The sequence below is a fragment of the Methylocaldum sp. MU1018 genome (assembly GCF_053646775.1).
This window is the reverse complement of the sequence record NZ_CM132195.1, coordinates 2,006,589-2,030,138: the sequence shown is the minus strand read 5'-3', so window position 1 is coordinate 2,030,138 and position 23,550 is coordinate 2,006,589. Positions and strand designations below refer to the sequence as shown.

Genomic DNA, 23,550 nt, shown 5'->3' with positions numbered 1-23,550 from the left:
CGGCGAGTCCGGGACAAGGCCCGGAGATCAGAGATAAGTCAGCTCGATCCCGGCCGCGGCCAAATTGCCGGCTTCCTGCTCGAGGTCGGCGGCGGTCAGGGGATGGTTCTCCAGCCACTGCGCGGGGAAGCAGAGATCGATTCTCGACTCGCTCAGGCTGAGCCGGAGTTCGGGGAGCGGATTGCCGTGACGGCCGCGGTTCAGCACGATGGCCAGACGCAGCAGTACGGCCAGGAGCCGCGCGGCTTGATTCCAGGGCGGAGTCAGGTCTTTGAAAAGCTTGAGCTGGAATTTCCGCCGGTGGACGCGCACCAGAGCGGCCAGTAGTACCTGATCCTGACGCGAAAAGCCGGGCAGGTCGGCATTCTCGATGATATAGGCGCTGTGCTTGTGATACTGGCTGTGAGCGATGTCCAGGCCGATTTCGTGCAAGCTCGCCGCCCAATTCAACCATTGCTCGGCCGTTTCCCGATCGACGTCGCCGACCGCGGGAAGTTGCCGCAGAAAGGATTTCAGCGTTTCCTGAATACAGCCGACGTGCTGCAAATCCACGTGATAGCGGTTCGCGAACGCCGCCACCGTGCGGCTCCGGATGTCGTCGTGATAGATTCGGCCGAGGAGATCGTACAGCAGGCCTTCCCGCAAGGCGCCGTCGGAAACCTGCATGTGCTGCATGTCGAGCGCCTTGAATGTCGCGTGCAAAATGGCAAGGCCGCCGGCAAAAACCGGATAGCGTTCCGGATTGAGGTCCGGAAAGCCGGATTTATCGGCCCGGCCGAGACTCAGAAGGGTCTCGACCAGCCGGCCGAGACCGTCCGCGCTGATACCGTCCTTGCTCCAGCCGCGGCCGACCACGATTTTCCGGATCGCCCGCAAGGTGCCGGATGCGCCTACGGCCTCGTCCCAGTGATTCTTGCGAAAGGCGTGCTCGAACGGCTCCAGTTCCTGCTGGGCGGCGATGACCGCTCGCTTGAAGCGCTTGGGCGTGACTTTGCCGTCGGGGAAATGGGCGAGACTCATGGACACACAGCCCATCCGCAGGCTTTCCTTGCGAAGCGGCAGTTTGTCCACGCCGATGATGAATTCGGTGCTGCCGCCGCCGATGTCCATCACCAGCCGCCGCTTGCCGTCCGCCGCCAGGCTTTGCGCGACGCCTTCGTAGATCAGCCGGGCTTCCTCGATGCCGGAGACGATGTCGATCGGATGCCCCAGCGCTTGTTCGGCCTGGACCAGAAACGGCCCGGCGTTGCGCGCCGCGCGCAAGGTATTGGTGCCCACCGCCCGAACGCTGCCCGGCGGCAGATCCCGAAGCCTTTGGCCGAAACGTTCGAGGCATGCCAGCGCCCGCTGCTGCGCGTCCAGGGATAGATGGCGCTGGCCGTTGAGCCCGGCGCCGAGCCGGACCATTTCCCGCAGCCGGTCGACGATGACCAGTTCGCCGGCCCGGAGCTTGGCCACCACCATGTGAAAGCTGTTGGAGCCAAGGTCCACGGCGGCGACCTGCTCTGGAGGATATTCTTGTGATTGACTCATGAGATTTAAGGCGAGGTGGAGGAGGCTTTGGCGAGAGCGGTATTTGTTACAATCTCGCGATTAACGAGGCGCCCGGTCGACGCTGTCTAAGCCGGGGAGTCTCGCGGCACAGCCGTATTTTTGCAAATATCGCCGGCAAAAACAGCCAAAAATGAACGCGCTCTCCATTCGTAATCTGCGAAAAACCTATAAAAACGGCTTTGAAGCCTTGAAAGGCATCGATCTGGACGTGAAGGCCGGAGATTTTTTCGCGCTTTTGGGCCCCAACGGCGCCGGAAAATCGACCACCATCGGCATCATCAGTTCGCTGGTGAGAAAGACCGGCGGCACGGTCGAAGTGTTCGGCCACGATCTCGACAAGGAGCGGGAAGCGGCCAAGCGCTGCATCGGGCTGGTGCCGCAGGAGGTCAATTTCAACCAGTTCGAAAAAGTTCTGGATATCGTCGTCAATCAGGCCGGATATTACGGCATACGTCGGAAGGAGGCGCTGCGGCGCGCGGAAGAGTGCTTGACCCAGTTGAGCCTGTGGGACAAGCGGAGCAGCGTGTCGCGCCATCTTTCAGGGGGTATGAAGCGGCGCCTGATGATCGCGCGGGCCTTGGTCCATTCGCCCAAGCTGCTCATTCTCGACGAGCCCACGGCCGGGGTGGATATCGAGATTCGCCGCTCGATGTGGGATTTTCTCCGAAAGATCAATCGGGAAGGCGCCACGATCATCCTGACCACCCATTATCTGGAAGAGGCGGAAAATCTGTGCCGCCACATCGCCATCATCAATCACGGGCGGATCGTCGAACACAATGCGATGGCGGACTTGCTGAAAAAGCTTCACACCAACCGCTACATTCTCGAGCTGAGAAGCCCCGCGCCGTTCGTGCCGAGCGTCGAGGGCTATCGGCTGGAGGCGCTCGAGGACCGCACCTTCGGCGTGGACGTGCCCGTGGACCGCGGACTTCACGGCTTGCTCGACCAGCTCGCCGCGCAGGGTCTGGAAGTGGTCAGCCTGCGCAACGCCGCGAACCGGCTGGAGCAGTTGTTCATCGATTTGGTGGAAAACCAGCGCATCGACCCGGAGCGAAAATCCGCCTGACCGAGTCGTCTTCCTCGTTGCCCGGGAAACAACAGTCGCATGCCATACCTGATCGCTTTTAAAACCATCCTGTTCAAGGAAATCTACCGGTTCGTCCGGATCTGGCCGCAGACCATCCTGCCGTCGGCCGTCACCACCTCGCTCTATTTTCTGATTTTCGGCGCCTTGATCGGCAGCCGGGTGGGACCCATGGCCGGGATCTCTTACATCGACTATATCGTGCCGGGCGTCATTTTGATGTCGGTCATCACCAACGCCTACGGCAACGTCGTGGCTTCGTTTTATTCCACCAAATTCCAGCGGAACATCGAGGAAATGTTGATTTCCCCCGTGCCGAACTGGATCATCCTGAGCGGTTACGTCGGCGGCGGCGTGGCGCGCGGGCTGGCGGTCGGCAGCGTGGTGGGCATCGTCGGGATATGCTTCACGGACGTTCGGCCGGTCCACCCCGGCCTGATCGCGGGCGTATTCTTGATGACCGCGACCTTGTTCTCGCTGGCGGGTTTCATCAATGCCGTCTACGCCAACAGCTTCGACGACATCTCCATCGTCCCGAACTTCGTGCTGACCCCGCTGGTTTATCTGGGCGGCGTCTTCTATTCCATAGACCTGCTGCCCGAGTTGTGGCGGAAGGTTTCCCTGGCGAATCCGATTCTCTATATGGTCAATGCCTTCCGTTACGGATTTTTGGGAATCTCCGACGTGGACATCCGGACCTCGTTTCTGATCATCGCCGGTTTCATCTCGATCCTCGTGGTCTGGAGCCTCGCGCTGCTCCGGCGCGGCACGGGGCTCAAAACCTGAGCCGGCGGATCGAGGCGGGCATGGCCCGCCTTGTCCTTGAGCCTGAAAGACGTTAACCCTGAATCCCGCCCTGGGTCAGTTGCGCCGGATCGAGCAGTTTTTCCAGTTCTCCCCGCGAAATCCCGGTCATCTCGGCGGCCACGTCGATGATCGGCCTTTGCTGCTTGTAGGCCGCCTTGGCGATCTCGGCCGCCTTGAGATAGCCGATGACGGGATTCAATGCGGTAACCAGGATGGGATTGAGCGCCAATGCTTTTTTCAGATTGTCTTCGCGAACGACGAAATCGGCGACGGCTTTATCCGCCAATTGACGCGAGACGTTCGCCAGCAGCTCGATGCTCTGCAGCAGGTTGTACGCGACGACCGGCAGCATGACGTTGAGCTGGAACGATCCGGACTGGCCGGCGACGGTGATCGCGGCATCATTGCCGATGACCTGCGCGGCCACCATGCAGACGGCCTCCGGAATCACCGGATTGACCTTGCCCGGCATGATCGAGCTGCCCGGTTGCAGGGCCGGCAGTTCGATTTCCCCGAGGCCCGCCAAGGGGCCGGAGTTCATCCAGCGGAGGTCGTTGGCGATTTTCATCAGGCTGACCGCCACGGTTTTCAGTTGACCGGACAACTCGACGGCGGCGTCCTGGCTGCTCAGGCTTTCGAAAAACGAGGCATTGGGCGCGAACGGCAGGCCGGTGGCGTCGGCCAGCGCCTCGGCCATTTTCCCGGCGAATTCGGGATGAGCATTGATGCCGGTGCCGACTGCGGTGCCGCCTTGGGCGAGCTTGTAAAGGCGCGGCAACGAGGCGCGCAGGCGCTCCACGCCGTTTTCGATTTGCAGCGCCCAGCCGGAAAGTTCCTGGCCCAGGGTGACGGGCATGGCGTCCATGAGATGGGTGCGCCCGGTCTTGACCACGTGTTCGAGCGATTGCGCCTTGTAGGCGATGGTGGCCTGCAAGTGCTCCAACGCCGGGATGAGCCGCGCGTTGACGGCAAGCGCGGCGCTGACGTGGATCGCGGTGGGAATGACGTCGTTGCTGCTTTGCCCCATGTTGACGTGATCGTTGGCGCTTACGCTGCGTCCGCCGTTTCGCGAGGCGAGGGTGGCGATCACCTCGTTGACGTTCATGTTGGTGCTGGTGCCGGAACCGGTCTGAAACACGTCCACCGGAAACTGGTCGGGGTAACGTCCGTCGACGATGTCCTGCGCCGCTCGTTCGATGGCCTCGGCCATGCCGCCGTCCAACAGTCCCAGGTCCTTGTTGACGCGGGCGGCGCATTGCTTGATCAAGGCTACGGCCGCGACGAAGGCCGGCGGCATCTTGAGTCCGCTGATCGGGAAGTTTTCGACCGCGCGCTGGGTCTGGGCGGCGTAAAGGGCGTCGGCCGGCACTTGCAATTCGCCCATGCTGTCTTTTTCGATGCGGAAATTGGTTTGGTTCATGGCATTGAAATCGGATAAAACGTGTTGATCGGGTTGGTGACGGGGAGCCGGCCGGAGCTACGGCAAGGTTTGCAGAAATTCGCCCAGCCGTTCGGCGTCGAAAGGCCAGTCGAGTTCGGCGCCCGAAGCGGGATCGCGCACGACCGGGATGCGTATGCCATAACGGTCGAGCAACGCCTGTTTTTCGGCGATATCCACGCTCTCCGGCGAGATGTCCGGGCGCTGTGTCCGGATGGCTTCGGACAGCAGGATTTCCGCGTCCTCGCATAAATGGCAGCCGTGGGTGCCGTAGAGTATCAGTCGCATCGATTCCGCTCGTTTTCGTCGGTTCGGGTCGAAGATTCGTGTTGAGACATACGGGTTCATGCGTGCGGCGACGCTCCTCGGCGCTCGAAGCCGGAAGAACGGCCCGTAAAAGTTCATTCTTCGCAAAATGCGCCCGGCTCGTCGGGCCGGTGCCATCCGCGACCGGCTAAGCTTATCAGATTAAAGGCGAATCATGCCGAATGGCGGTTGCCCGCCGGGTTCCGGATATGGGCATGATTCCGCTCGTGCGGCAACGTCGTCGCGTTCACGGCCATACGAGGCGATTTGCGAAAGATGGGTTGTGATAAATTGACGCGCAAAAATGCTTTGTCCAGGCCGGCTCATCGAGGACTCCGTGCGATAAGCCCGATCGGAGCTTTCTTCTCGCCATGATGTCTTGCGCTTGCGCCGTTCGACAGTTCGCCCCGGATTTATCGACGATGGAGATTTATCGTGGTTGACATGCAGGAATTTGAAAAGCGTCAGGAAACGGCCGAGTTGCGGCGGTTTTGGCCGTGACTCGCTCGATCGGCCGCGAAGCTCGGAGGCGCTAGATATGGATAGCGGCGATCAGTTGCTGTTCGGCCCTTTCCGGCTGGACGCCGGCAATGCCGTCTTGTGGCGCGAGGCGGAAGCGGTGAGCCTGCCGCCGAAAGCCTTTGCGCTTTTGCGCTACTTGCTCATGAATTCCGGCCGCTTGCTGACCAAGGATGCCTTGCTGGATGCGGTTTGGCATCGCCGCCACGTCAGCGAATCGGTCCTGAAAGGATGCATCAACGAGTTGCGCAAGGCGCTGGCGGACGATCCGAAGTCGCCCCGCTACATCGAAACGGTAGCGAAGCGCGGCTATCGTTTCATTGCCGAGGTGAAGCCGGCGGACGACGGATGCGCCCGCGCGCCGGAATTGTTGCCGTTGCCGGCGCGCCGCGCCGATCCCGGTTCCGCGCCGATGCACTGGGTAGGGCGCCGGAGCGAACTGGCGTGGCTGGAAGAGCGCTTCGAACGGGCAAGACAGGGCGACCGCCAGATCGTCTTCTTTACCGGCGAAGCCGGAATCGGCAAGACCACTTTGATCGACATGTTTCTGGGCAGGGTGAAGGGCGCGAACCCGGCCTTGCTGCGCGCCCGCTGCGTCGAACACTGCGGCGCCGGAGAGGCGTTCATGCCTTTGCTCGAAGCCCTGGAGAGCGGATGCCGCGAGGCCGGCGGACGACCGTTGATCGAGCGGCTGCACCGGCATGCGCCGACCTGGCTCATGCAGATGACATCGATCCTGACGCCCGAAGCCAGAGATACGCTCAGCCAGAGGGTGCTCGGCGCCACGAGCGCCCGAATGCTCCGCGAGGCGGCCGAGTTCCTCGAAAGCATCAGCGCCGAATCGCCGCTGATTTTGGTGATCGACGACTTGCATTGGAGCGACTATGCCACGCTCGACCTCATTGCCCTGTTGGGGCGCCGATTCGAGCCGGCGCGGTTGTTCGTGATCGCGACCTATCGGCCGGTCGATGTGACCTTGACCCGGCATCCGGTGAAGCGGATCAGGCAGGAATTGCAGGCGCGCGGTTTGTGCGCCGAGCTGCCCATGAGCGGTCTGTGCGTGGACGAAATCAGGGAATATCTGATGTCGCGCTATCCCGAAGAGGCGGGGCACGAGACTTTGTCGTCGTCCATTTATCGATGGACCGAGGGGCATCCTTTTTTCATGGTGAATCTCGCCGATCACCTGATCGGCCCGGGCCGACTGTCGCCGAACACCGTCCCGGAGAGTGTCAGGTTCGCGATACCCGACAATCTTCTGGAAATGATCGACGCGCAAATCGATCGCTTGAGCGATTTCGAGCGGCGCTTGCTCGAAACGGCGAGCCCGCTGGGAGCCGAATGGTCCGCGGCGCTGCTGGCGGAGATATCCGGCGAGGACCTGGCGAGCGTCGATTCGTGTTGCGAAGAACTCGGCCGGCGCGGCCAGATGTTGAAGTCGTGCGGCGGCGGCGAATGGGCCGACGGGACTTTGGCCGGACTCTACGGCTTTCGGCATTCCCTTTATAGGGAAGTCTTTTATCGCCGCCTCGCGCCGGGGCGACGGATGCAATTGCACCGAACCATCGGCGAATGCCTGGAAAACGCTTACGGCGAGAAATCCGGAACGCTCGCGGCGGAATTGGCCAATCATTTCGAGCAAGGCAGACAACCATCGAAGGCTGTCGCATACCTGCGGCTGGCGGCGGAGAACGCCGTGCGGCGATATGCCAATCGCGAAGCCGTGGACTACATCAGCCACGCGCTGCGCCTGTCCGAATCGCTTCCGGAAACGGAATGCGGCGCTCTGACCATGGAGCTGCTGCATAGACGAGGCGTCGTAAAGCGCTCGATGAACGACGCCGACGGCGCCGTGGCGGACTTTTCGGCCGTACGCGAGATCGCCGCTGCGGCAGGCCTTCCGCTGTGGGAACTCAAGGCGCTGATGGAGCAGGGCCGGGTCTATTATTGGATGGATCGCCCCCGCTGCCTGGCCTTGGTGACCGAGGCGGTGGAGCGTGCCCGGGACTTGAAGGACGCCCTGATCGAAATCCAGATCGGATGCTCTTGCGCCGGCTGGCACAACACCTTGCAGGGGTGGAACGAGCACTACATCCGGGAATGTCGGCGGGCCATGGAGATGGCTCGCGCAACGCAGAATCGCGAGCTGCTCAACTCCAGCCTCACCCTGCATTCCAGCTTCGAATACGCCAGGGCCGACTACCGGTCGGCGATCGCCGTCGCCTGGGAGGCCATGGAGGTCGCGCAGGACATGGGCGACGCGCTGCAATACATGGTGTGCGAGTCCCTTTGCGTAAGGTCGCTGCTGCACCTCGGCGAGTGGGGGGAAGCCCGGCGCCATGCCGCCAACGCTTTACGGATGGCCGAGAGGAACGACAACGTCTTTGCGATCAACCATTTCACCCTGCTCATGAGCTGGCTGCACGAGCAAGCGTTCGATTACCGCGGCGCGCGGAACCTCTGCCAAGCCGCCCTGGAAAGGATGCACGACCAGCGGGATTCGTCGAACGCGTTCTTCGGGCTGATCCGGTTGGGCGCGGCTCATCTGGGGTTGCGGCAATACTCCGAAGCTTTCGAAAGCTTCGCCAAAGGCGATCGGCTGCTGGATGCCTGTCAGAGACTGATGGATTGGTATTTGCGGCCGCTCTTCCATCTGGCATTCGGCGAATACTGGCTCGCTCGTAACCAGTGGGAAAAGGCCGAGGAGCAGGCCAGGGAGCTTTGCGCTCTCTCGGCCTTGCCGCCCGACCCGACCTATCTGGCGCTAGGTCACCGCCTGCTGGCCGAAGCCGCGATCGGGCGAAAGGCGCTGGATGTGGCTGGCGAGGAGATCGGGCAGGCGCTGTCCTGTCTCGACGGAGTCGAATCCCCCTTGGCGGCCTGGCGGGTTTTCGCCACCGCCGCGGAGTTCAAAAGCCGAATGGGGCGCTTGCCGGAGGCGGATGCCTATCGCCGCGACGGCGCAGCGATACTCCGGAGCCTGGCCGAATCCATGTACGAGGCGGACCCGTTGCGCCGATCGTTGCTGCAACATGCGCTCTTCAAGGGCAAGATGGCGGCCGAGCGATGAAAAACCTCCGGATTTCCTATTTCGAAAAACCGTCACCGACATAATTAAAAAAACGATATGGATGCTTCCGACTCGACCTCTCTCCGCTCCCGCGAATGGGCCTGGGCTCTCTACGACGTAGCCACATCGTCCTTCGCGACCACCGTGATGGCGGCTTTTTTTCCGTTATTTTTCAAGCAGTTCTGGGCCAGCGGGCTGCCGGTGACGGAAAGCACCTTTTGGCTGGGAACGGTGAGTTCGATAGCCGCCCTGGTCGCGCTGATTCTCGCGCCGGTGCTCGGATCGCTGTCGGACGCCGGAGGCTGGAAGAAACCGTTGCTCGCCCTTTGCGCGCTCATCGGCATCGCCATGACGGCGGGACTGTTTTGGGTCGATCAGGGAAATTGGGTTCCGGCACTCGTCTTATACGGGTTCGGGCTGGTGGGATTTTCCACCGGCATGGTTTTTTACGACGCGCTGCTGCCGTCGGTGACGAATCCCGCCCGCTTCGAGCACGTATCCGCGTTCGGGGTGGGGATGGGGTATCTCGGCGGCGGCGCGCTTTTCGCCGTCAATATCCTGATGACGCAAAAGCCGGACTGGTTCGGCCTCGCGGATGCGTCCGCCGCAGTCCGAATCTCGTTCCTGTCGGTGGCCGTGTGGTGGTTCGTGTTCACGCTGCCGCTGCTGTTCGTGGTCCGGGAGCCGCCGACTCGGCGCGCGAGCGGCGTCGCCGCGGTCGCCTCCGGCTTGAGGCAGCTCCGGGAAACTTTCCGGCATGTCCGCCGGCTCAAGATCGTCATGTTGTTTCTGGGCGCTTATTGGCTGTACATCGACGGCGTGGACACCATCGTCCACATGGCGGTGGATTACGCGCTGGCGATCGGTTTCGACGCCGGCGGCTTGATGCTGGCCCTGCTCGTCACGCAAATCGTCGGCGTGCCGGCCACGCTCGCCTATGGCTGGCTTGGGCAGCGCTACGGCGCCAAATCGGGCATCCTGGTCGGCATCGGCGTGTATGCCTTGCTGGTGGTATGGGGCTCCCGAATGTCCGAGCAGTGGGAGTTTTACGGCATCGCGGTCGGCATCGGGCTGGTCCAGGGCGGCGTTCAGGCGCTCAGCCGGGCGCTCTACGCGCGACTCATTCCTAAGGCGAAAGCCGGCGAGTTCTTCGGTTTCTTCAATCTGCTCAGCAAGTTTGCGGCGGTCCTCGGCCCCGTGCTGGTGGGAGTCGTCAGCCAGCTCAGCGGCGAACCGCGGCTCTCGATACTCGCATTACTGGTGCTTTTCGGCCTGGGCGGCGCGTTGCTGTGGCGGGTCGACACGGCGGAGGGCGCGCGCCGCGCCGAGGAGCTGTAATCCGCCGCACCCTGGCGAGGGTATGCGAGCGCGGTTCACGATTCGCTTCCTCCGCGGATGGAGACCGTCAGCGCCGGATAATCGATCTTGCCGGTGGCGAGCAGGGGCAGTTCCTTGAATACCCGGATATCCTTGGGCAAATAGAGTTCGCCGAGACCTTCTCTCCGGATCTGGGCCGTCAACGCGGCTCGATCCGCATGGCGATGCTCGGTGGCGAGCACGATCTTTTCGCCTTTCCTGGGATCGGACAGAGTGACCGCCGCATGCCGCTGCCCCGGCCAAGTCCGCGCGGCCAACTCTTCGATCAAGGTCAGCGATACCATTTCCCCGCCGATCTTGGCGAATCGCTTGACGCGGCCGAGAATGGTGACGAAGCCTTCCTCGTCGATGCGGACGATATCGCCGGTATCGTACCAGCCCACGCCGTAGCGGGTGGCCGGCGGTTCCAGTTCGCCCGGACGCCCGGGGCGGAGATAGCCCAGCATCACGTTGGGCCCGGCGACATGGAGGCGTCCCCCTTCGGCGACTCCCGGAACGTCTTCCAGCCGCCATTGGACGCCGGGGAGAAGGCGTCCCACGGCGCCTTCCCGGTAATGCATGGGCGTGTTGGCGGCCAATACCGGCGCCGTCTCGGTGGCGCCGTAGCCTTCCAGCACGCGAAGCCCGAATTTTTCTCCCCACAGCCGGCGGGTGTCGGCTTGCAGTTTTTCCGCGCCGGCGAACACATAGCGGACGCTGTAGAAATCGTAGGGGTGGGCATGCTTGGCGTAGCCGTGCAGGAAGGTGTTGGTGCCGAACAGGATGGTGGCGTTGATGTCGTAGGCCAGCTCGGGAATGATCCGGTAATGCAAGGGCGAGGGATACAGGAACAGGCGCATGCCGGACAGCAGCGGCAGCAGCGTGCCGGCCGTCAGCCCGAAGGCGTGGAACACCGGCAGGGCGTTGAGGATGATGTCCTGGGCGTTGAAATCGAAGCGCGCGGCGAGCTGCTCGCGGTTGGCGAGGAGGTTGGCATGGGACAGCGCGACGCCTTTCGGCTCGCCTTCGGAGCCGGAGGTGAACAGGATTACCGCGGGATCGTCCGGCCGGTGCCGGTCGCGGTACCAATAATCGGCGGCGAGCATGGCGAGGAAAGCCCTGGTCTTGTCCCGGAGGCTCAATTTCCGGCCCAGGTCTTCCAGATAGACTACTCGGATTTCTTCCGACAACGCCGCCACGGCGTCGTCCAGCTTGGCCGCGGCCACGAAACCCCGCGCCGTGACCACGGTCTTGATCTTCGCCGTGGTGCAGCTCGACAGGAGATTGCGGAGGCCGGCGCTGAAATTCAGCATGGCGGGGATGCGCCCGTAGACCTGAAGTCCCAGGAAGGCGACCACCGTACCGTTCGAATTCGGCAGCAACAGGCCCACCGTTTCGCCGGTTTCGGTTTTCTCCGACAGTTTGCGGCCCAAGGCCAGAATCTGCGCGATCAGCCGGTTGTAGCTCAAAGGCTTCCGCCGTACGTCCTCCAGCACGCGGCGCCCGCCGCCGTGAACCCGCCGCGCGTCGAGCAAGGCCGAGAACACCGTCCGCTGGTAATGACTGGTCTCGAACATCATCTCGCTCATCAGGTCGGACAGCATGAGTCCGACCTGATGCCGCCGTTCGGGGCCGGCCATGTGCGGCGGCGGGGTCATGGCGCGAGGCGGCAGAATGTTCAGCGCGACCGGCGGGAACCAGCGTAGCCGCACCACGCCGTGCAGGCGGGAAAAAACCGTGTATTGGGTGCCGTCGATGCGGATCGGCAAAACCGTCGCGCCCGATTTCTCGGCGACCAGCCCGGCGCCGTCGTAAATCTTCATCAGCGCGCCGGTCACGGTGATGCGCCCTTCCGGGAAGATCGCCGCTTTGCGGTCTTCTTTGAGGTAATGGATCAGCGCCTTGACCGAAAACGGCTGGGTGGGATCCATCGGAAACACCCGGGCAAACCCAAGGGCCGGCCGCACCCACCAGCGCCGGGCAATATGCGTGTTGATGGCGAAGGTCACGTCGTCCGGCAGAAAGGCCCACAAAAGGACGGGATCGAGATAGGACGAGTGGTTGGCGACGATCAGCACGCGCTCGCCCGCTTTTCGATAGTTCTCCAGGCCGATGAGTTTGACGCGGAAAAGCCGGGCGAGAACCCGGCGGAGAATTTTTTTTATCATCGTGTTCACCTCCGAGAAATAAAAGTCTAGAGCACAAATGAACACTGTTCAATATTTCCGCGCGGCGCTTGCGCATGGCCGCATAATCTCTGCGAACCGCTTCGATCGAAGGTAATATTAAGATCCGTTCCGCAATACCTGTCGCCAGCCATGATCCTGAAAGCTCTTCGTTTGTACTGTTTCGCGCTTCTTCCGTACCTGCTGCTCGGCGGCTGCACGCCGATTACCCATCCTGCGGGAGCGGATCAGGTCGAACCGCAACTCCACAAAGCCCATTTCGTCGCCGCGGACGAGGCTGTTTTGCCGGTGCGCTCCTGGCTGCCCGAAGATGGCGACGCCGAGGCGGTCGTCATCGCGCTGCACGGGTTCAACGATTACAGCAATGCCTTCGCCATGCCCGGCCGCTATTTGAGCGAGCACGGGATCGCCGTGTACGCCTACGATCAGAGAGGTTTCGGGAATGCGCCCGGGCGGGGGCTGTGGGCCGGAATGGACACCTATGTCGACGATCTGAGGCAGTTCGCTCGGCTCGTGGGCCGGGATCATCCGGGCAAACCCGTGTATATCCTCGGCGAGAGCATGGGCGGCGCTTTGGCGATCGCGGCGATGACCTCGGACCGGCCTCCCGCGGCCGACGGAATCATCCTCTCGGCGCCGGCCGTGTGGGGCCGCGATACCATGCCCTGGTATCAACGCGTTTTGCTCTCGATTTCCGTCAATACGATGCCCTGGCTGCATCTGACCGGGGAAAGTCTCGGGATTCTTCCTTCGGACAATATCGAAATGCTGCGCGGACTCGGGCGAGATCCCCTGGTCATAAAGGAAACCCGGGTCGATGCGATTTACGGTTTGGTCAATCTCATGGACGAGGCTTTGTCGCGAGTGGAGAGGCTGAATAAAGATGTTTTGCTTCTCTACGGCGAGCACGACCAGGTGATCCCCAAAAAGCCGGTGTCCCTGATGCTGAAGAAGCTGTCGAAAACCGGGATCGCTCGGGTCGCCCTTTACGAGCGTGGATACCATTTGCTGTTGCGGGATTTGAGCGCCGCCAAGCCGTGGGGCGATATCGCGGCATGGATCGCGGATAGATCAAAACCCTTGCCGTCGGGGGCGGACCAGCGGAGCACGCTGGCTTTCCTCAATCCTTGAGGGTATTTCGGCCAAACCGGGGTGAAAAACGCTTTAGTACTCTGTCAGCCCTCAATTGTCGGGTAGAGCTTGCGGAGTTTGATCCGGGCGTCGGCGGTGGTGAACTGCCAGTTCGCTGTCACCTGGACTTGGTTGCGGCGCTGGGTCCAAGCGGCGACGTGCCGGACCAGATCGGCCCGCTCGCCGACCCGCTCCGGGAGGTCGCGGGCCAGGGCGCTCAGTTCAATTTCGGCCATGTCCAGCCAACTGCCGTGCTTCGGCGTGTGGTGAATTTCCAGCCGCTCGGCCAACTGCCGCGCCTCGTCCGGGGGAAAGGCCTCATACAAGCTCGCCGTCGAGTGGGTGTTGAGCTGATCCATCACCAGCACCACCTTCTCGGCGTCCCGGTACCGCCCCTCGACCAGGTCGCGCACGACGTGGGCAAAGTCCTTTCGGGTCCGGCCGTCGGTCACCTGGACTTCGCGCCACCCGGCCAGCGGCTCGAAGACCAGGAACACGCTCGCTACTCCGTGGCGGACATAGACGCTGTCGTAGCGTTCCACCCGGCCCGGCGCCCCCGGCAGCGGTTCCCGCACCTCGCCGATCAGTTGAGTGAAGGTCTCGTCCAAACAGACCACCGGTCGCTCGGCCTGGTACGGCCGTTGATAAACCTCCAGGACATCCTCCATGGCCGCGACAAACTCGGCCGAGGCCTTCGGCGGAATCACCCACATCTTCCGAAGAGGCGGCTTGAGTTCGTTTTTTTAAGCACGCGCCGGACCGTCTCATAGGAGACGGCGTCGACATAATCGAGTTCGACCATCCGCTCGGCCAACAGCCGCAAAGTCCAGCGCGGCTTGCCTTCGGGCGGGGCCGAACAGGCCAGGGCGATCAGGTGCGCCTCCTGAGCCCCGTCCAGCGCCCGTGGGTACACGCGCGGGCTCGGCCTCGGCAACAACGCGGCGGCCAAGCCCTCTTCCACGAACCGTTGCCGCACCCGCTCGATCGTGCGGAGACTCAGATTCAAGGCCGAGGCCACGTCGGTATCGATGCGGCCGGGGCCCCCTGCTGATTCGTCCACTTGAAGCAAAACCCGCGCGTGGGCCAACTTGCGGGCATCCGCCTTACCTTTGCCAATCAGTCCTTCCAACTCGCCCCGCTCCTCGTCTGTCAACGTCACCCGGTACTTCTTGGCCATCCGATCCTCCCGGCCGCTCAGCCTCGCCATGCTCATCTAAAGCATGCTCCATTAGACTCGCCAGAGGACGGGTGATACTGCATTAGAGCGTTTTCAATACGAATGTAGGGGCGACTTCAGTCGCCCCTCACTACTTCCGATACTACGAACTCCGCTCCCAAATAGCTCCCCCCGTCATTCCTCTCGCTCGCCGGAGGGCGCTCTCCCGATGTCCTTCATCTCGACCTGACCTCATCCATCATCTCTTCTGAGAGATCGGACCCGGCTTCGGCTACTCGCAATCCTAGAGCGGTTCTCAGGTTAGTGTAGGGCATAACCACAATGGGTGAACCAGTTTCGAGCCTCGAGAGGGGTAATCGTTGCCAGAGCGGCGGCGAGAGCCTCATCCAAGGCTTCGCGGGTGCGGGCCTTGGCGGCGCGCAAGGCGGTCTTGATTTTCGACCAACAGGGCTCGATCGGCGAGAAATCGGGCGAGTAGGGCGAGAGGTAGAAGACCTTGGCCCCCTTCGCTTCGATGGCCTCGCGGACCCCCGCCACCTTGTGGGCGCTGAGATTGTCCATGACCACGACATCCCCCTCGGCCAAGGTCGGGGCCAGCACCTGCCGGACATAGGCGAGGAACACGGGCCCGTCGGTCGCGCCTTCAATGCTCATGACGGCACCGATGCCCCGGCAGGACAAGGCACCGATGACACTCACATTAGGGCCGGGGTTGAACGGCACCGCATCTTCCACCCGGATCCCGGGAGCAGCTCGGCCGTAGCGCCGGGTCAGCCCGAGGTTAATGCCGGATTCGTCGATGAAATGCAGGCAGCCCACGGGCAACGCGGCGACTTCGGCGCGGTAGTCCTGGCGGGCCTGCTTCACCCGGTCCGTCTCACGCTCAGTCGCGTGGAGAGTCTTTTTTTTCGAGGCAGATTCAGGCGTTGCACCCCCCGGCCCAGCGTTGCCCGGCTGACCGATTTGCCGTTCTGCCGGGCCAAGGCCTCGCGGAGTTCGTCCAAGGTAAGGTCGGGCTGTTGTCCCAGGCACTGGCGAATCAGCCGCTCGTCGGCCTCGTCCAGGCGGCGCGGAGGCCCGCCGGCATGGGGCCGTGGCGCCAGCGTCCCGGTCGTACGCTGCCGCTGCAACAGGCGTTCGACAAAGGAGAGGCTGACACCGAACAAGTCGGCTACGGTGCGTTGGGAGCCCACGCCCCGCTCGAGGGCGGCGATGATTTTCTGCCGCAAATCTAAGGAATAGGGAGTCATCTCCTTCTGATTCCACCCATCTGGGCAAGTTCCCGCTACCCATCCGAGAATTGCTCTAAGTCTGGCCGTCGGAAACGACCCGAAAAGCCCAAGCCCTCTCCCCGACCCTCTCTCCAAGGGGAAGGGCGTTTTGAAGGTCGGGCGCAGAGCGTTTGGCCCCTCGCCCTCCGGGAGAGGGCCTGCGATGGCGGCCGTTTCGGCGATTCAACGGCGGTTTTTAGGGTAATAGGCTTTTTTGCCGCCATCGACCGTCTGTCCGGCGCAAGCTTGCTCGAATGCGGAGAGTTTGGTTGGCCCGATTCTTTCATATCGAACGAGCGCACTTTCTATTTTTACGTTCATTATCGAGGGAGGATTCCGACATGCTGATGGCTGCGCTTGCTGTCTTTACCCTGGTCGCCGTTATGGGCTTGATGATGATTCGCGATGTCTGGCGCGGCCGTGCCGTGGGGCAGGCTTACTCGCTGCTTCATGCCGCTGCCGCGCTGCTGGGCTCCGGTTTGGTGATCGTCGCCGCGTTGGATGGCGACGTCCGGGTTTATGCCAATATCGGCATGGCCGTAGTCATTATCCTTTTGGGAGCCGCGATGGGATTTGCCGCCAAAAGGGGGCGAAAGGCGCCGAAGATCGTGCTGGTGACGCACGCGGCCCTGGCGGTCGCTTGTTACGGTCTTTTGGGATTCTTCGCGCTGAATCCCGATGCCGCGTTGATGTAGCCTTTTCTCGATCTGCGCCGATATCTGCACGCTCGAACGCGCTCCCGGCGAGCGTCCGGTCCTGCGCGTTTCGCCCGGAGCCGGGGCCGCTCGGCGGTCCGGTGCTGCGGGAAAACGCTGAGTGCGGTGTGGCGTTTCGCCCGGCTCGGCGTTGCAGCCGGCAATCGAACGGAATGGTCACCGCCACCTGGGGCCAGCCGGAGCGTCCGGGCTACGGCATATCGCGATTCTTGTCCCGGCATGCTGGACGGTGTTGATTTTGCCGGTTCAAGCCGGCTCCAACGCCCGGGCCTTCAAGGCTTGGCCGACGACTTTGTCGACCGCGGACAAATCGGTCCAGGGGCTCATGATGAAGGATTTCAGCGCGGCGATCGGCGGGCCGTTCTCATAGGCGACGTTGCGGTAGGCATCGGTCCAGGAAATCAGGACCCCTTCGCCGCTCAGGGCCCAGCCGTGCATGCGGTCGAAGATGCGCCGGTTATAGGCATTGTGCTCGATCAGGCGGTCGCGGTAGCTCGGATCGGTCAATTCCCGGTTCAGGGTTTCTCCGGGATCGAGCCCTTCCGGATACAGCCGGAACAGGGTCACGGGTCCGTAGTTGTAGTCGTTGAGCACGATCATGCAGGCGTGATTTTCGATGCGCTGCCGCAGCATTTCCGCCATTTCGACGGCGTGGCCGATCAGCACACGGTAGCCTTCCTTGCCCAGCAGCTCGATATTGGCCAGAGCCGCCAGCGGTCCCATCCCGCTGCGGGAGCTTTCCAGGGTGTAGATGCCGGGGTGGTAATGTCCGAATTGATACAAATAGGGCATCTTGTCCGGCTCTCGGCTCAAAAGATCGAGGTGAGTCCGGTTTTTGACCAGGAATGCGCTGGACACGTAAGGCGCGTAACCGGTCTTGTGCAGGTCGATGCCCGCGCTGTCGGCCGAATGGATGCCTTCGATCCAGCTCAGCGAGTCGCGCAGGGAACGCAAGGTCCGGGCATGGAAGCCGAGCGGGTTCAGTTCGAAATCGTAATCTCTGAACACGCACCACGCCCAGCCGATCACCGCGTCGGCGTGGACGTGCGGCACGTAATCCAGGCGGTATTCTTCGACCAGTCGGTCGCGCAATCTCACGATGCCGGCCACATCGTCGATGCCGAAGGCGTCCGTCGTGCCCAGAGTCGCGATCACCACGGCGATCTTCTCGCCGCGCTCCAGGGCCGCCCGCCAGTAGGTTTCCAGATGGCGCAAGGAGATTTCGTTATTGGCCGTGGCCGGGATGGTGACGATGTTGTCGGTGCCGAGCCCCAGCCAGGCCGCCACGTTCAGTTTGGCGTAATGGGAGGTGGCGGAGGTGACGATTTTGAAGTCTTCGCGGATGCCCCGGCTCATGCCTCGGCCACCGAGGATGCGCTCAAGGCCGAGCTTGCAGCCGTACAAGATGGTGCCGGTGCCGCCGAAGGTGAACACCCCTCCGGCTTGCCTGGGATCATAGCCGATGAGATCGGACAGCAAGCCGATCGACTGGATTTCGGCTTCGGCGAAACGTCCGGAATATTCGTCCCAGATGATGTTGGGGTTGTACACAGCCGCGGCGAGAAACGCCATGATGCTGGCCGTGGTCGAGGGCGGAATCACGTTCGCCTGGGTGTTGGGATGGGACCAGACGACCGTGCCGCGGCAATATTCGGAGACGAGGTCGTTGACGTCTTCCAGGGAGCGCACGGCTTCCGGAAAGCGCGCTTCGAGATGGGGCGTATAAGCGGTTTGCTCGGCAGCGCCGAGCACCGGCGCGGTGGATTTGAGTGCGTCGATTTTGTCGAGAAACCGGGAAATGGAATGGACGAAATAGCCGTCCATGACGGGGTTGGAAACCGGGACCGGAAAATGGCTCTTCAACTGCTCCAGGATTTCGGTGTAATGCCGGTGACGATAATGGCTCATCGCTCTCTCCGTTTATGGGCTGCTCGGAAGGGTTTCGGCGCGGCCACCGATCCCGCCGGGAGCGGGTCCATCGCCCCGGGAAACGGCGATGATCGTTCTCGAAAAGGCCGGGTCGGAATCGGTTCCGGGAGTTCGCCGCTAGTTTCCCCGATTCGGTTCCCCTTGAAAACGACTTTCCGGCGTCGAGTCTCGAAGCCAACGGGCCGGATCGCGGCGAGCCTCACGCTTCGACCAGTTCCGCATCCAGTTCTCCGACCAGGCTCGCCGCCACTTCTTGCAGCGATCCCGTTTCGGCAAAGACCGCCCGCTGACGGAGATAGCTGTGCCCGGTGCCGAGCCGCGCTTCGAGCCGATCGAGCCAGGTTTTGGTTTTCAGCGCTTCGGCGGTTTCCGCCAGGTTCGCCAGTAATTCGCGCGCGCAGCGATCGATGGGCCGGACATGGCCCCTGTCGTCGACGATGATTTCCGCTTCCGCCCCGCGATGGGAGGCTCGGAAGCAATTTTCCTTCTGCGCCCACCAGTGTTGCGGCATCGCGGGATAAACGGGCTTTTTCTGCTGCCAGCAGTCTTGCAGGCGCACCAGCAGGGTCTGAACCAGGGCGGCCAACATCAAAGTCTCTTTCAAGGTCGGCTGGACATCCATCACCCGGACTTCCAGCGTGCCGTAATGGGGGCTAGGCCGGATGTCCCAGTGGAGATCCCGGACCACGTGGGCGGCGCCCGCCGCGCGGAGATTTTCGAAGCATCGGGAGAATTGGCGCCAGGACGCGAAGCTCGGCGGCAGGCCGTAGTCCCGCATCGCCGCCAGGACGCGCTGGCGGAACGACGCGAAGCCGGTATCCTGGCCCTGCCAGAACGGCGAGCTGGCCGATAGCGCCAGAAGGATGGGCAGATACGGCTTGAGCAGGCTCATGACGGCGACCGCGGCGTCGCCCGACGGCATGCCGACATGGACGTGGAGCGCGTAGGTTTTCAGCGTGTGCGCCAGGTAGACCATGCGCTGTTCCATCTCGACGTAATGCGGCAACGGCGTGATCGCGGAGGGACGCTGCGAAAACGGATGCGTGCCGGCGCCGCAAAGCGCCAGACGCAATCCCGCGCAGCGGCGCTTCAGCCCTTTGGCTAGGCCGGTGATATCCGCTTGCAGCGCCTCGATGTCGGCGCACACGTGGGAATTGATCTCGACCGTGGATTGGGTGAATTCCGGCTTGATGCAGGGTTCTTCCGGATAGCTTCGCAGCAGGGGAAGAATGCCGTCGGCCAGATCGAGCGTGTCCGGATCGAGCAACTGAAATTCGATTTCGATTCCCAGGGTGGGACGGGGCGAACCGGCGAATTCCAGCGCTTCGTCACGCATACGCCTCGATGGCATCGCGCGCCACCCGGTCGAAGAATGCCGCCCCGATCTTCAGCGCCTCCTCGTCGAAATCGAAGGCGGGACTGTGCAGGGGGATGTGCTCCCAGCCTTCCCGTCGCGCTCCGAAGCGCACGTAACAGCCCGGGATTTCCCGGAGATAGTAGGCGAAGTCTTCGGAACCCATGCTGGGATATTCCATCGATGCGAGCCCTCTTTCGCCGACGATCTTTGCGGCCGCCCGCCGGGCGATGTCCGATTCGGCGGGCGTATTCACCACCGGCGGATAGCCCTCGTCGACGATCACCTCGACCCGGGCGTTGTGCAGATCCCCGATGCCCTTGGCCATGCGCCCCAGGCCCTCGACGATGTGTTTGCGCACATCCGGGAGAGTCGTGCGGATCGAGCCGCGGAGGATTGCCGTTTCGGCGATGACGTTGGGCGCGCTGCCGGCGCTGATCTGGCCGATGGTGATGACCGACGGATAGACCGGATTCACTTCCCTGGAGACCAGGGTTTGCATCGCCACGATCAACAGCCCGGCGACCACCACCGCGTCCACCGCTTCGTGCGGCCTCGCCCCATGCCCGCCGCGTCCCTGGATTCGTATGAGGAAACCGTCGGATTGGGCGGTGATCGTGCCGGGAGCCGTCATGATTTCGCCGACCCGGTAATGCCCGGTCACGTGCCCGCCGAAGATCGCCCTGACGCCCGAGAGCGCCCCCGAGCGAAGGATCACCCGCGCGCCGCCGCCGCGTTCTTCGGCCGGCTGAAAAACCAGCAGGACATCGCCCGGCGGCGGATCGTCCTTGAGCAGAGCTGCCGCGCCGAGCACCATCGCCATGTGCCCGTCGTGGCCGCAAGCGTGCATCTTCCCGGGGTTCAGCGAAGCGAAGGGCAGGCCGGTGCTCTCGTTACCCGGCAAACCGTCCATCTCGGCCCGCAAGGCCACGCAAGCGCCGCCGGGCTTGCCCGCGATCCGGGCCACGATACCGCCGCCGACGCCGCCGTATTCGTACGGGATGCCGAGACGGTCGAGTTCCTCCATGACTCTGCGCGCGGTCTGGGCTTCTTCGAAGGCCAGTTCGGGATAGCGGTGCAGCAATCGGCGCAACGCCACCATGCGGGGATAAATCCGCTCGACGTCGGCGCGCCCGGCCATGGGGTTTTCGTCGCTCGGCAAACTCATCGGGGAGATCCGGAAAAACGGATTCGGAAACCGGCCGCTGCCGCGGCGGCAGCGACCGGTTTCCCCTAAATGACTAGAGGGCTGCCGGCGGTCTTAGTTCCGGTCGATTGGCCGTCGGCGGCGGATTCGAGCTGCGCGCTATCGGCCGCCCCAGGGCATCACGGGTACGGTGGACAGGCTGCTGGCCGGCGCGCCCTCGATGATTTTCCGGCTGATCGCCAGATAGATGAGCGAGTTGTTCTTGGCGTCGACCATGCGGACGACATCGGTCGTCTTGAAAAAGACCGAGGTGTCTTCGGAAAAGACTTTCTCGCCGCTCTTCAACCCCGGCGGCAAGCTTATCGGTCCGGTTTGACGGCACGCCAGGCTGAACTTGGACGGATCTTCCGCCAGTCCCACCGCTCCGGAAATGCCGCCGGCGCGAGCCTGGCTGATGTGGCAGGTCACGCCGGGCACTTTGGGATCGGAGAACGCTTCGACGCAAATCTTGTGGTTGGCGCCGATCAGTTTCCAGGCCGTCGTGACGCAACCGACTTCCTCGGCCTGGACGATGCCGGAGAACAGGACGGTGAACAGGAGGGCTTTCTTCAAGGATCATTCCTCTTGGTGGTCGAGACGATGCGAGCGTCGAGGCCGCCGCATCCGGGATTATCGGTGCATCAATCCCAAAACGCCTATGACGATCAAATAGATCGCCACAAGATAATTCAACAGCCTCGGTATCAGTAAGATCAGAATTCCGGTCACCAGCGCGATGACCGGCTGCAAGGGCACGTACATAAAAATTCTCCCGCATGGCCTAAAACGATGTGGATGAGTCTAGTGGCTCGTCCCGAACCGGGCAACGCCGGAGGACGCTTGCTCGGCATCTTTCACGACGGCCGGGTTTCGGGCGGAACCGGCCGCACCCGAAATTCGCCGCCTTCGCTCCATACTTCGAACAGCGCATCGAATCCTTCTGCCCAAGCCGGCGGCTGCCAGCGCTTGAACGCGCCGCGGATGGCCTTTTCCGGAATTCTTCGAGGCGCCTTGCGCAAAGCGTTCCGGAGCAGGGCTTCTTCGAGTCCGACCCGGAAAGCGTAGCCGATCACGCGAAATCCGGCCCGCCTGGCCGAAGGAATGTAACGGGCGCGGTCTTCCCGGGTCAGATTGGTATTTTCCACCACGTAAGGCTGCTTCGCCCGCAGGCAAGCGGCGATCAGCAGTTTTTCCCGGCGCCGGGTGCGCAGCATGTCCAGATTGATTCGGATGTGAGTATCGACGAAGTACGCCTTGAAAAAGGTCGACTTTCCGGCCGCCTGAATTCCCGTGAACACGACGGTTTCCATAAACCTAAATCCGGCCGTCGGAAACGACCCGAAAAGCCCTAAACCCCCTCTCCGGCCCTCTCCCAAAGGGAAAGGGCGTTTTGCAGGTCGGGCGAAGGGCGTTTGGCCCCTCGCCCGTTGAAGAGAGGGCGTTCGGTGAACCTCGGTGTGCCGCCTACGGCGGCATCCGGCGCGTCCAGGTGGACGGACCGGCCTTGCCGGGCTCCAGAATTTTCAAGCCTGCGTATTCCGCGGGGCTGAGTTTGCCGTCGCTGTTCTGGTCCAGCGTCGTCAGATATACCGGCAAACCGGGCACTGCCTTGGATTCGCCGGCGGAAATATACCCGTCCTTGTTTTCGTCGACTTTGGAGAAGGCCGGGAAGTACGCCGGTTCTGCCGCTTGCGCCGGCAAGGCGCTCCCGCCCGCGGCCAGCGACCACAGCATCAGGGACATCGGAATCGGGTTGGTTTTCATCGGGCCTCCTGCCTTGCCCGAACGGGATAAATTGCCGGGACCGGGATCCCATGTTCTCGCGATTGGTGCATGAGCCGGATCGGGCGATTCCGATTTCCGAGAGGCCCGCCGGACGGCTCGCCCCGGCGGGCCTCCTGGAGCCGATCAACCCGCCTTCAGCCAGGAACTGCACCAGCCATTGACGCTCACCAGCTTGCCGCCGAAGACGCTGCAAGGCCGCCAGTCGCCCTCGCCGGCCCGGAGAAATTTGCAGTTGTGACAGAATTGTTGATCGCCCGGCACGCCTTCCCTCGGCGACCGGGCGGCCTTGGAGGCATCCTCCACGTAATGGAGCGATTTGGCCATCGGATCGTCCGGCGAGAGCTTGGGCGCACCCGCGGGAGAGGTCTCCTGCGCTTGTCCCTGCCGTATCCATCCGTTCAGCGAAACAGCCGTCACCGCAACGACCGCCGCCTTGAGGGTTTGACGGCGGCCCGGAAGAAACGTCGAGTCTGACATGGCACTCTCCTTGAACCAGGTTGTACGATTGTCCGTCGAGACCCGCCCCGGCGAGCCAATCGACGATCGGAACTCAGGCCGAGTTCCGGGTGAACGATGCTCTCGCGGAAAGTTGCCGTCAAGCGGTTTAGCGGACGGCAATGAAACATTAGACGGCTCGGGCGCTCCGGAGTTTGGCGGCGAGGCTTCCGGCCCTCGAGG

General features: G+C 62.7%; 21 protein-coding genes. 6 read left to right on the top strand and 15 right to left on the bottom strand.

All coding sequences use genetic code 11. The annotated features are described in order from the left end of the window. Positions 1 to 27: 27 nt before the first annotated feature. The gene (ppx, locus tag ACWJKU_RS09365; RefSeq protein WP_454147983.1) at positions 28 to 1,533 is read right to left on the bottom strand and encodes an exopolyphosphatase; all 1,506 of its coding nucleotides are present in this window, start codon (positions 1,531 to 1,533) and stop codon (positions 28 to 30) included. 151 nt (positions 1,534 to 1,684) lie between these two features. Here ppx and ACWJKU_RS09360 point away from each other — a divergent pair, with 151 nt between their 5' ends. Together ACWJKU_RS09360 and ACWJKU_RS09355 are read left to right on the top strand one after the other, a co-directional pair. After that, positions 1,685 to 2,623, top strand: a complete 939-nt coding sequence (locus ACWJKU_RS09360; protein ID WP_454147981.1) for an ABC transporter ATP-binding protein — start codon at positions 1,685 to 1,687, stop codon at positions 2,621 to 2,623. 39 nt (positions 2,624 to 2,662) lie between these two features. After that, positions 2,663 to 3,427: an ABC transporter permease gene (locus ACWJKU_RS09355; protein ID WP_454147979.1), complete on the top strand. Its 765-nt coding sequence runs from the start codon at positions 2,663 to 2,665 to the stop codon at positions 3,425 to 3,427. Positions 3,428 to 3,479: 52 nt separating this feature from the next. Here ACWJKU_RS09355 and ACWJKU_RS09350 read toward each other — a convergent pair whose 3' ends face one another. Together ACWJKU_RS09350 and ACWJKU_RS09345 are read right to left on the bottom strand one after the other, a co-directional pair. Next, complete coding sequence (locus tag ACWJKU_RS09350) at positions 3,480 to 4,868, bottom strand: class II fumarate hydratase (RefSeq protein ID WP_454147978.1); 1,389 nt, start codon at positions 4,866 to 4,868, stop codon at positions 3,480 to 3,482. Positions 4,869 to 4,925: 57 nt separating this feature from the next. Further along, complete coding sequence (locus ACWJKU_RS09345) at positions 4,926 to 5,174, bottom strand: glutaredoxin family protein (RefSeq protein WP_454147976.1); 249 nt, start codon at positions 5,172 to 5,174, stop codon at positions 4,926 to 4,928. A 556-nt stretch (positions 5,175 to 5,730) separates the two neighbouring features. On the opposite strand from ACWJKU_RS09345, the gene ACWJKU_RS09340 reads away from it, so the two are divergent. Then, positions 5,731 to 8,781, top strand: a complete 3,051-nt coding sequence (locus ACWJKU_RS09340; RefSeq protein WP_454147974.1) for an ATP-binding protein — start codon at positions 5,731 to 5,733, stop codon at positions 8,779 to 8,781. Between the two features lie 57 nt (positions 8,782 to 8,838). After that, positions 8,839 to 10,119, top strand: coding sequence for an MFS transporter (locus ACWJKU_RS09335; RefSeq protein ID WP_454147972.1), 1,281 nt, complete (start codon positions 8,839 to 8,841; stop codon positions 10,117 to 10,119). A gap of 35 nt (positions 10,120 to 10,154) precedes the next feature. Here ACWJKU_RS09335 and ACWJKU_RS09330 read toward each other — a convergent pair whose 3' ends face one another. Further along, on the bottom strand, positions 10,155 to 12,305 hold the full coding sequence (locus ACWJKU_RS09330; protein WP_454147970.1) for an AMP-binding protein: 2,151 nt from the start codon (positions 12,303 to 12,305) through the stop codon (positions 10,155 to 10,157). Positions 12,306 to 12,455: 150 nt separating this feature from the next. Between ACWJKU_RS09330 and ACWJKU_RS09325 the strand changes: the two genes are divergently transcribed. Beyond that, on the top strand, positions 12,456 to 13,454 hold the full coding sequence (locus tag ACWJKU_RS09325) for an alpha/beta hydrolase (RefSeq protein WP_454147968.1): 999 nt from the start codon (positions 12,456 to 12,458) through the stop codon (positions 13,452 to 13,454). A gap of 44 nt (positions 13,455 to 13,498) precedes the next feature. On the opposite strand, the gene ACWJKU_RS09320 is transcribed toward ACWJKU_RS09325, so the two are convergent. From ACWJKU_RS09320 to ACWJKU_RS09310, 3 genes are all read right to left on the bottom strand, one after another. After that, positions 13,499 to 14,631, bottom strand: a protein-coding gene (locus ACWJKU_RS09320; RefSeq protein ID WP_454148086.1) for an IS630 family transposase whose coding sequence is annotated in 2 segments (ribosomal slippage) — positions 13,499 to 14,199 and positions 14,199 to 14,631 — 1,134 coding nt in all. Because the reading frame shifts where the segments join, the coding sequence is not laid out codon by codon here. Positions 14,632 to 14,931: 300 nt separating this feature from the next. After that, positions 14,932 to 15,498 (bottom strand): IS630 family transposase, encoded by a 567-nt coding sequence (locus ACWJKU_RS09315; RefSeq protein WP_454146590.1) that lies wholly within the window; start codon positions 15,496 to 15,498, stop codon positions 14,932 to 14,934. Beyond that, complete coding sequence (locus ACWJKU_RS09310) at positions 15,495 to 15,881, bottom strand: helix-turn-helix domain-containing protein (protein WP_454146399.1); 387 nt, start codon at positions 15,879 to 15,881, stop codon at positions 15,495 to 15,497. The genes ACWJKU_RS09315 and ACWJKU_RS09310 overlap by 4 nt, the downstream gene beginning before the upstream one ends. Before the next feature lie 362 nt (positions 15,882 to 16,243). Between ACWJKU_RS09310 and ACWJKU_RS09305 the strand changes: the two genes are divergently transcribed. Further along, positions 16,244 to 16,597, top strand: a complete 354-nt coding sequence (locus ACWJKU_RS09305) for a hypothetical protein (protein WP_454147966.1) — start codon at positions 16,244 to 16,246, stop codon at positions 16,595 to 16,597. A gap of 267 nt (positions 16,598 to 16,864) precedes the next feature. Here ACWJKU_RS09305 and ACWJKU_RS09300 read toward each other — a convergent pair whose 3' ends face one another. From ACWJKU_RS09300 to ACWJKU_RS09265, 8 genes are all read right to left on the bottom strand, one after another. Continuing rightward, positions 16,865 to 18,526: a pyridoxal phosphate-dependent decarboxylase family protein gene (locus ACWJKU_RS09300; protein ID WP_454147964.1), complete on the bottom strand. Its 1,662-nt coding sequence runs from the start codon at positions 18,524 to 18,526 to the stop codon at positions 16,865 to 16,867. 220 nt (positions 18,527 to 18,746) lie between these two features. Continuing rightward, positions 18,747 to 19,883 carry a carboxylate-amine ligase gene (locus ACWJKU_RS09295; protein ID WP_454147962.1) on the bottom strand — a complete coding sequence of 379 codons (1,137 nt, stop codon included), beginning with the start codon at positions 19,881 to 19,883 and terminating at the stop codon, positions 18,747 to 18,749. Then, a complete protein-coding gene (locus ACWJKU_RS09290) occupies positions 19,876 to 21,069 on the bottom strand; it encodes a M20 metallopeptidase family protein (protein WP_454147960.1) in 1,194 nt (397 codons plus the stop codon). Before ACWJKU_RS09290 ends, ACWJKU_RS09295 begins: the two co-directional genes overlap by 8 nt. 138 nt (positions 21,070 to 21,207) lie before the next feature. After that, the gene (locus ACWJKU_RS09285) at positions 21,208 to 21,660 is read right to left on the bottom strand and encodes a CreA family protein (protein WP_454147958.1); all 453 of its coding nucleotides are present in this window, start codon (positions 21,658 to 21,660) and stop codon (positions 21,208 to 21,210) included. A gap of 57 nt (positions 21,661 to 21,717) precedes the next feature. Then, entirely contained in the window at positions 21,718 to 21,849 is a 132-nt protein-coding gene (locus ACWJKU_RS09280; protein WP_454147956.1) for a DUF3096 domain-containing protein, read from the bottom strand. A gap of 92 nt (positions 21,850 to 21,941) precedes the next feature. Continuing rightward, the gene (locus tag ACWJKU_RS09275) at positions 21,942 to 22,397 is read right to left on the bottom strand and encodes an AAA family ATPase (protein ID WP_454147954.1); all 456 of its coding nucleotides are present in this window, start codon (positions 22,395 to 22,397) and stop codon (positions 21,942 to 21,944) included. A 154-nt stretch (positions 22,398 to 22,551) separates the two neighbouring features. Next, the gene (locus tag ACWJKU_RS09270; RefSeq protein ID WP_454147952.1) at positions 22,552 to 22,851 is read right to left on the bottom strand and encodes a hypothetical protein; all 300 of its coding nucleotides are present in this window, start codon (positions 22,849 to 22,851) and stop codon (positions 22,552 to 22,554) included. Positions 22,852 to 22,995: 144 nt separating this feature from the next. Next, complete coding sequence (locus ACWJKU_RS09265) at positions 22,996 to 23,349, bottom strand: high-potential iron-sulfur protein (RefSeq protein ID WP_454147950.1); 354 nt, start codon at positions 23,347 to 23,349, stop codon at positions 22,996 to 22,998. Between the last annotated feature and the right edge of the window lie 201 nt (positions 23,350 to 23,550).

Excerpts from the sequence above, each read along its gene's own strand:
- ppx (WP_454147983.1), bottom strand. The coding sequence starts at position 1,533 with ATGAGTCAATCACAAGAATATCCTCCAGAGCAGGTCGCCGCCGTGGAC.
- ACWJKU_RS09360 (WP_454147981.1), top strand. The coding sequence starts at position 1,685 with ATGAACGCGCTCTCCATTCGTAATCTGCGAAAAACCTATAAAAACGGC.
- ACWJKU_RS09355 (WP_454147979.1), top strand. The coding sequence starts at position 2,663 with ATGCCATACCTGATCGCTTTTAAAACCATCCTGTTCAAGGAAATCTAC.
- ACWJKU_RS09350 (WP_454147978.1), bottom strand. The coding sequence starts at position 4,868 with ATGAACCAAACCAATTTCCGCATCGAAAAAGACAGCATGGGCGAATTG.
- ACWJKU_RS09345 (WP_454147976.1), bottom strand. The coding sequence starts at position 5,174 with ATGCGACTGATACTCTACGGCACCCACGGCTGCCATTTATGCGAGGAC.
- ACWJKU_RS09340 (WP_454147974.1), top strand. The coding sequence starts at position 5,731 with ATGGATAGCGGCGATCAGTTGCTGTTCGGCCCTTTCCGGCTGGACGCC.
- ACWJKU_RS09335 (WP_454147972.1), top strand. The coding sequence starts at position 8,839 with ATGGATGCTTCCGACTCGACCTCTCTCCGCTCCCGCGAATGGGCCTGG.
- ACWJKU_RS09330 (WP_454147970.1), bottom strand. The coding sequence starts at position 12,305 with ATGATAAAAAAAATTCTCCGCCGGGTTCTCGCCCGGCTTTTCCGCGTC.
- ACWJKU_RS09325 (WP_454147968.1), top strand. The coding sequence starts at position 12,456 with ATGATCCTGAAAGCTCTTCGTTTGTACTGTTTCGCGCTTCTTCCGTAC.
- ACWJKU_RS09310 (WP_454146399.1), bottom strand. The coding sequence starts at position 15,881 with ATGACTCCCTATTCCTTAGATTTGCGGCAGAAAATCATCGCCGCCCTC.
- ACWJKU_RS09305 (WP_454147966.1), top strand. The coding sequence starts at position 16,244 with ATGCTGATGGCTGCGCTTGCTGTCTTTACCCTGGTCGCCGTTATGGGC.
- ACWJKU_RS09300 (WP_454147964.1), bottom strand. The coding sequence starts at position 18,526 with ATGAGCCATTATCGTCACCGGCATTACACCGAAATCCTGGAGCAGTTG.
- ACWJKU_RS09295 (WP_454147962.1), bottom strand. The coding sequence starts at position 19,883 with ATGCGTGACGAAGCGCTGGAATTCGCCGGTTCGCCCCGTCCCACCCTG.
- ACWJKU_RS09290 (WP_454147960.1), bottom strand. The coding sequence starts at position 21,069 with ATGAGTTTGCCGAGCGACGAAAACCCCATGGCCGGGCGCGCCGACGTC.
- ACWJKU_RS09280 (WP_454147956.1), bottom strand. The coding sequence starts at position 21,849 with ATGTACGTGCCCTTGCAGCCGGTCATCGCGCTGGTGACCGGAATTCTG.
- ACWJKU_RS09275 (WP_454147954.1), bottom strand. The coding sequence starts at position 22,397 with ATGGAAACCGTCGTGTTCACGGGAATTCAGGCGGCCGGAAAGTCGACC.
- ACWJKU_RS09270 (WP_454147952.1), bottom strand. The coding sequence starts at position 22,851 with ATGAAAACCAACCCGATTCCGATGTCCCTGATGCTGTGGTCGCTGGCC.
- ACWJKU_RS09265 (WP_454147950.1), bottom strand. The coding sequence starts at position 23,349 with ATGTCAGACTCGACGTTTCTTCCGGGCCGCCGTCAAACCCTCAAGGCG.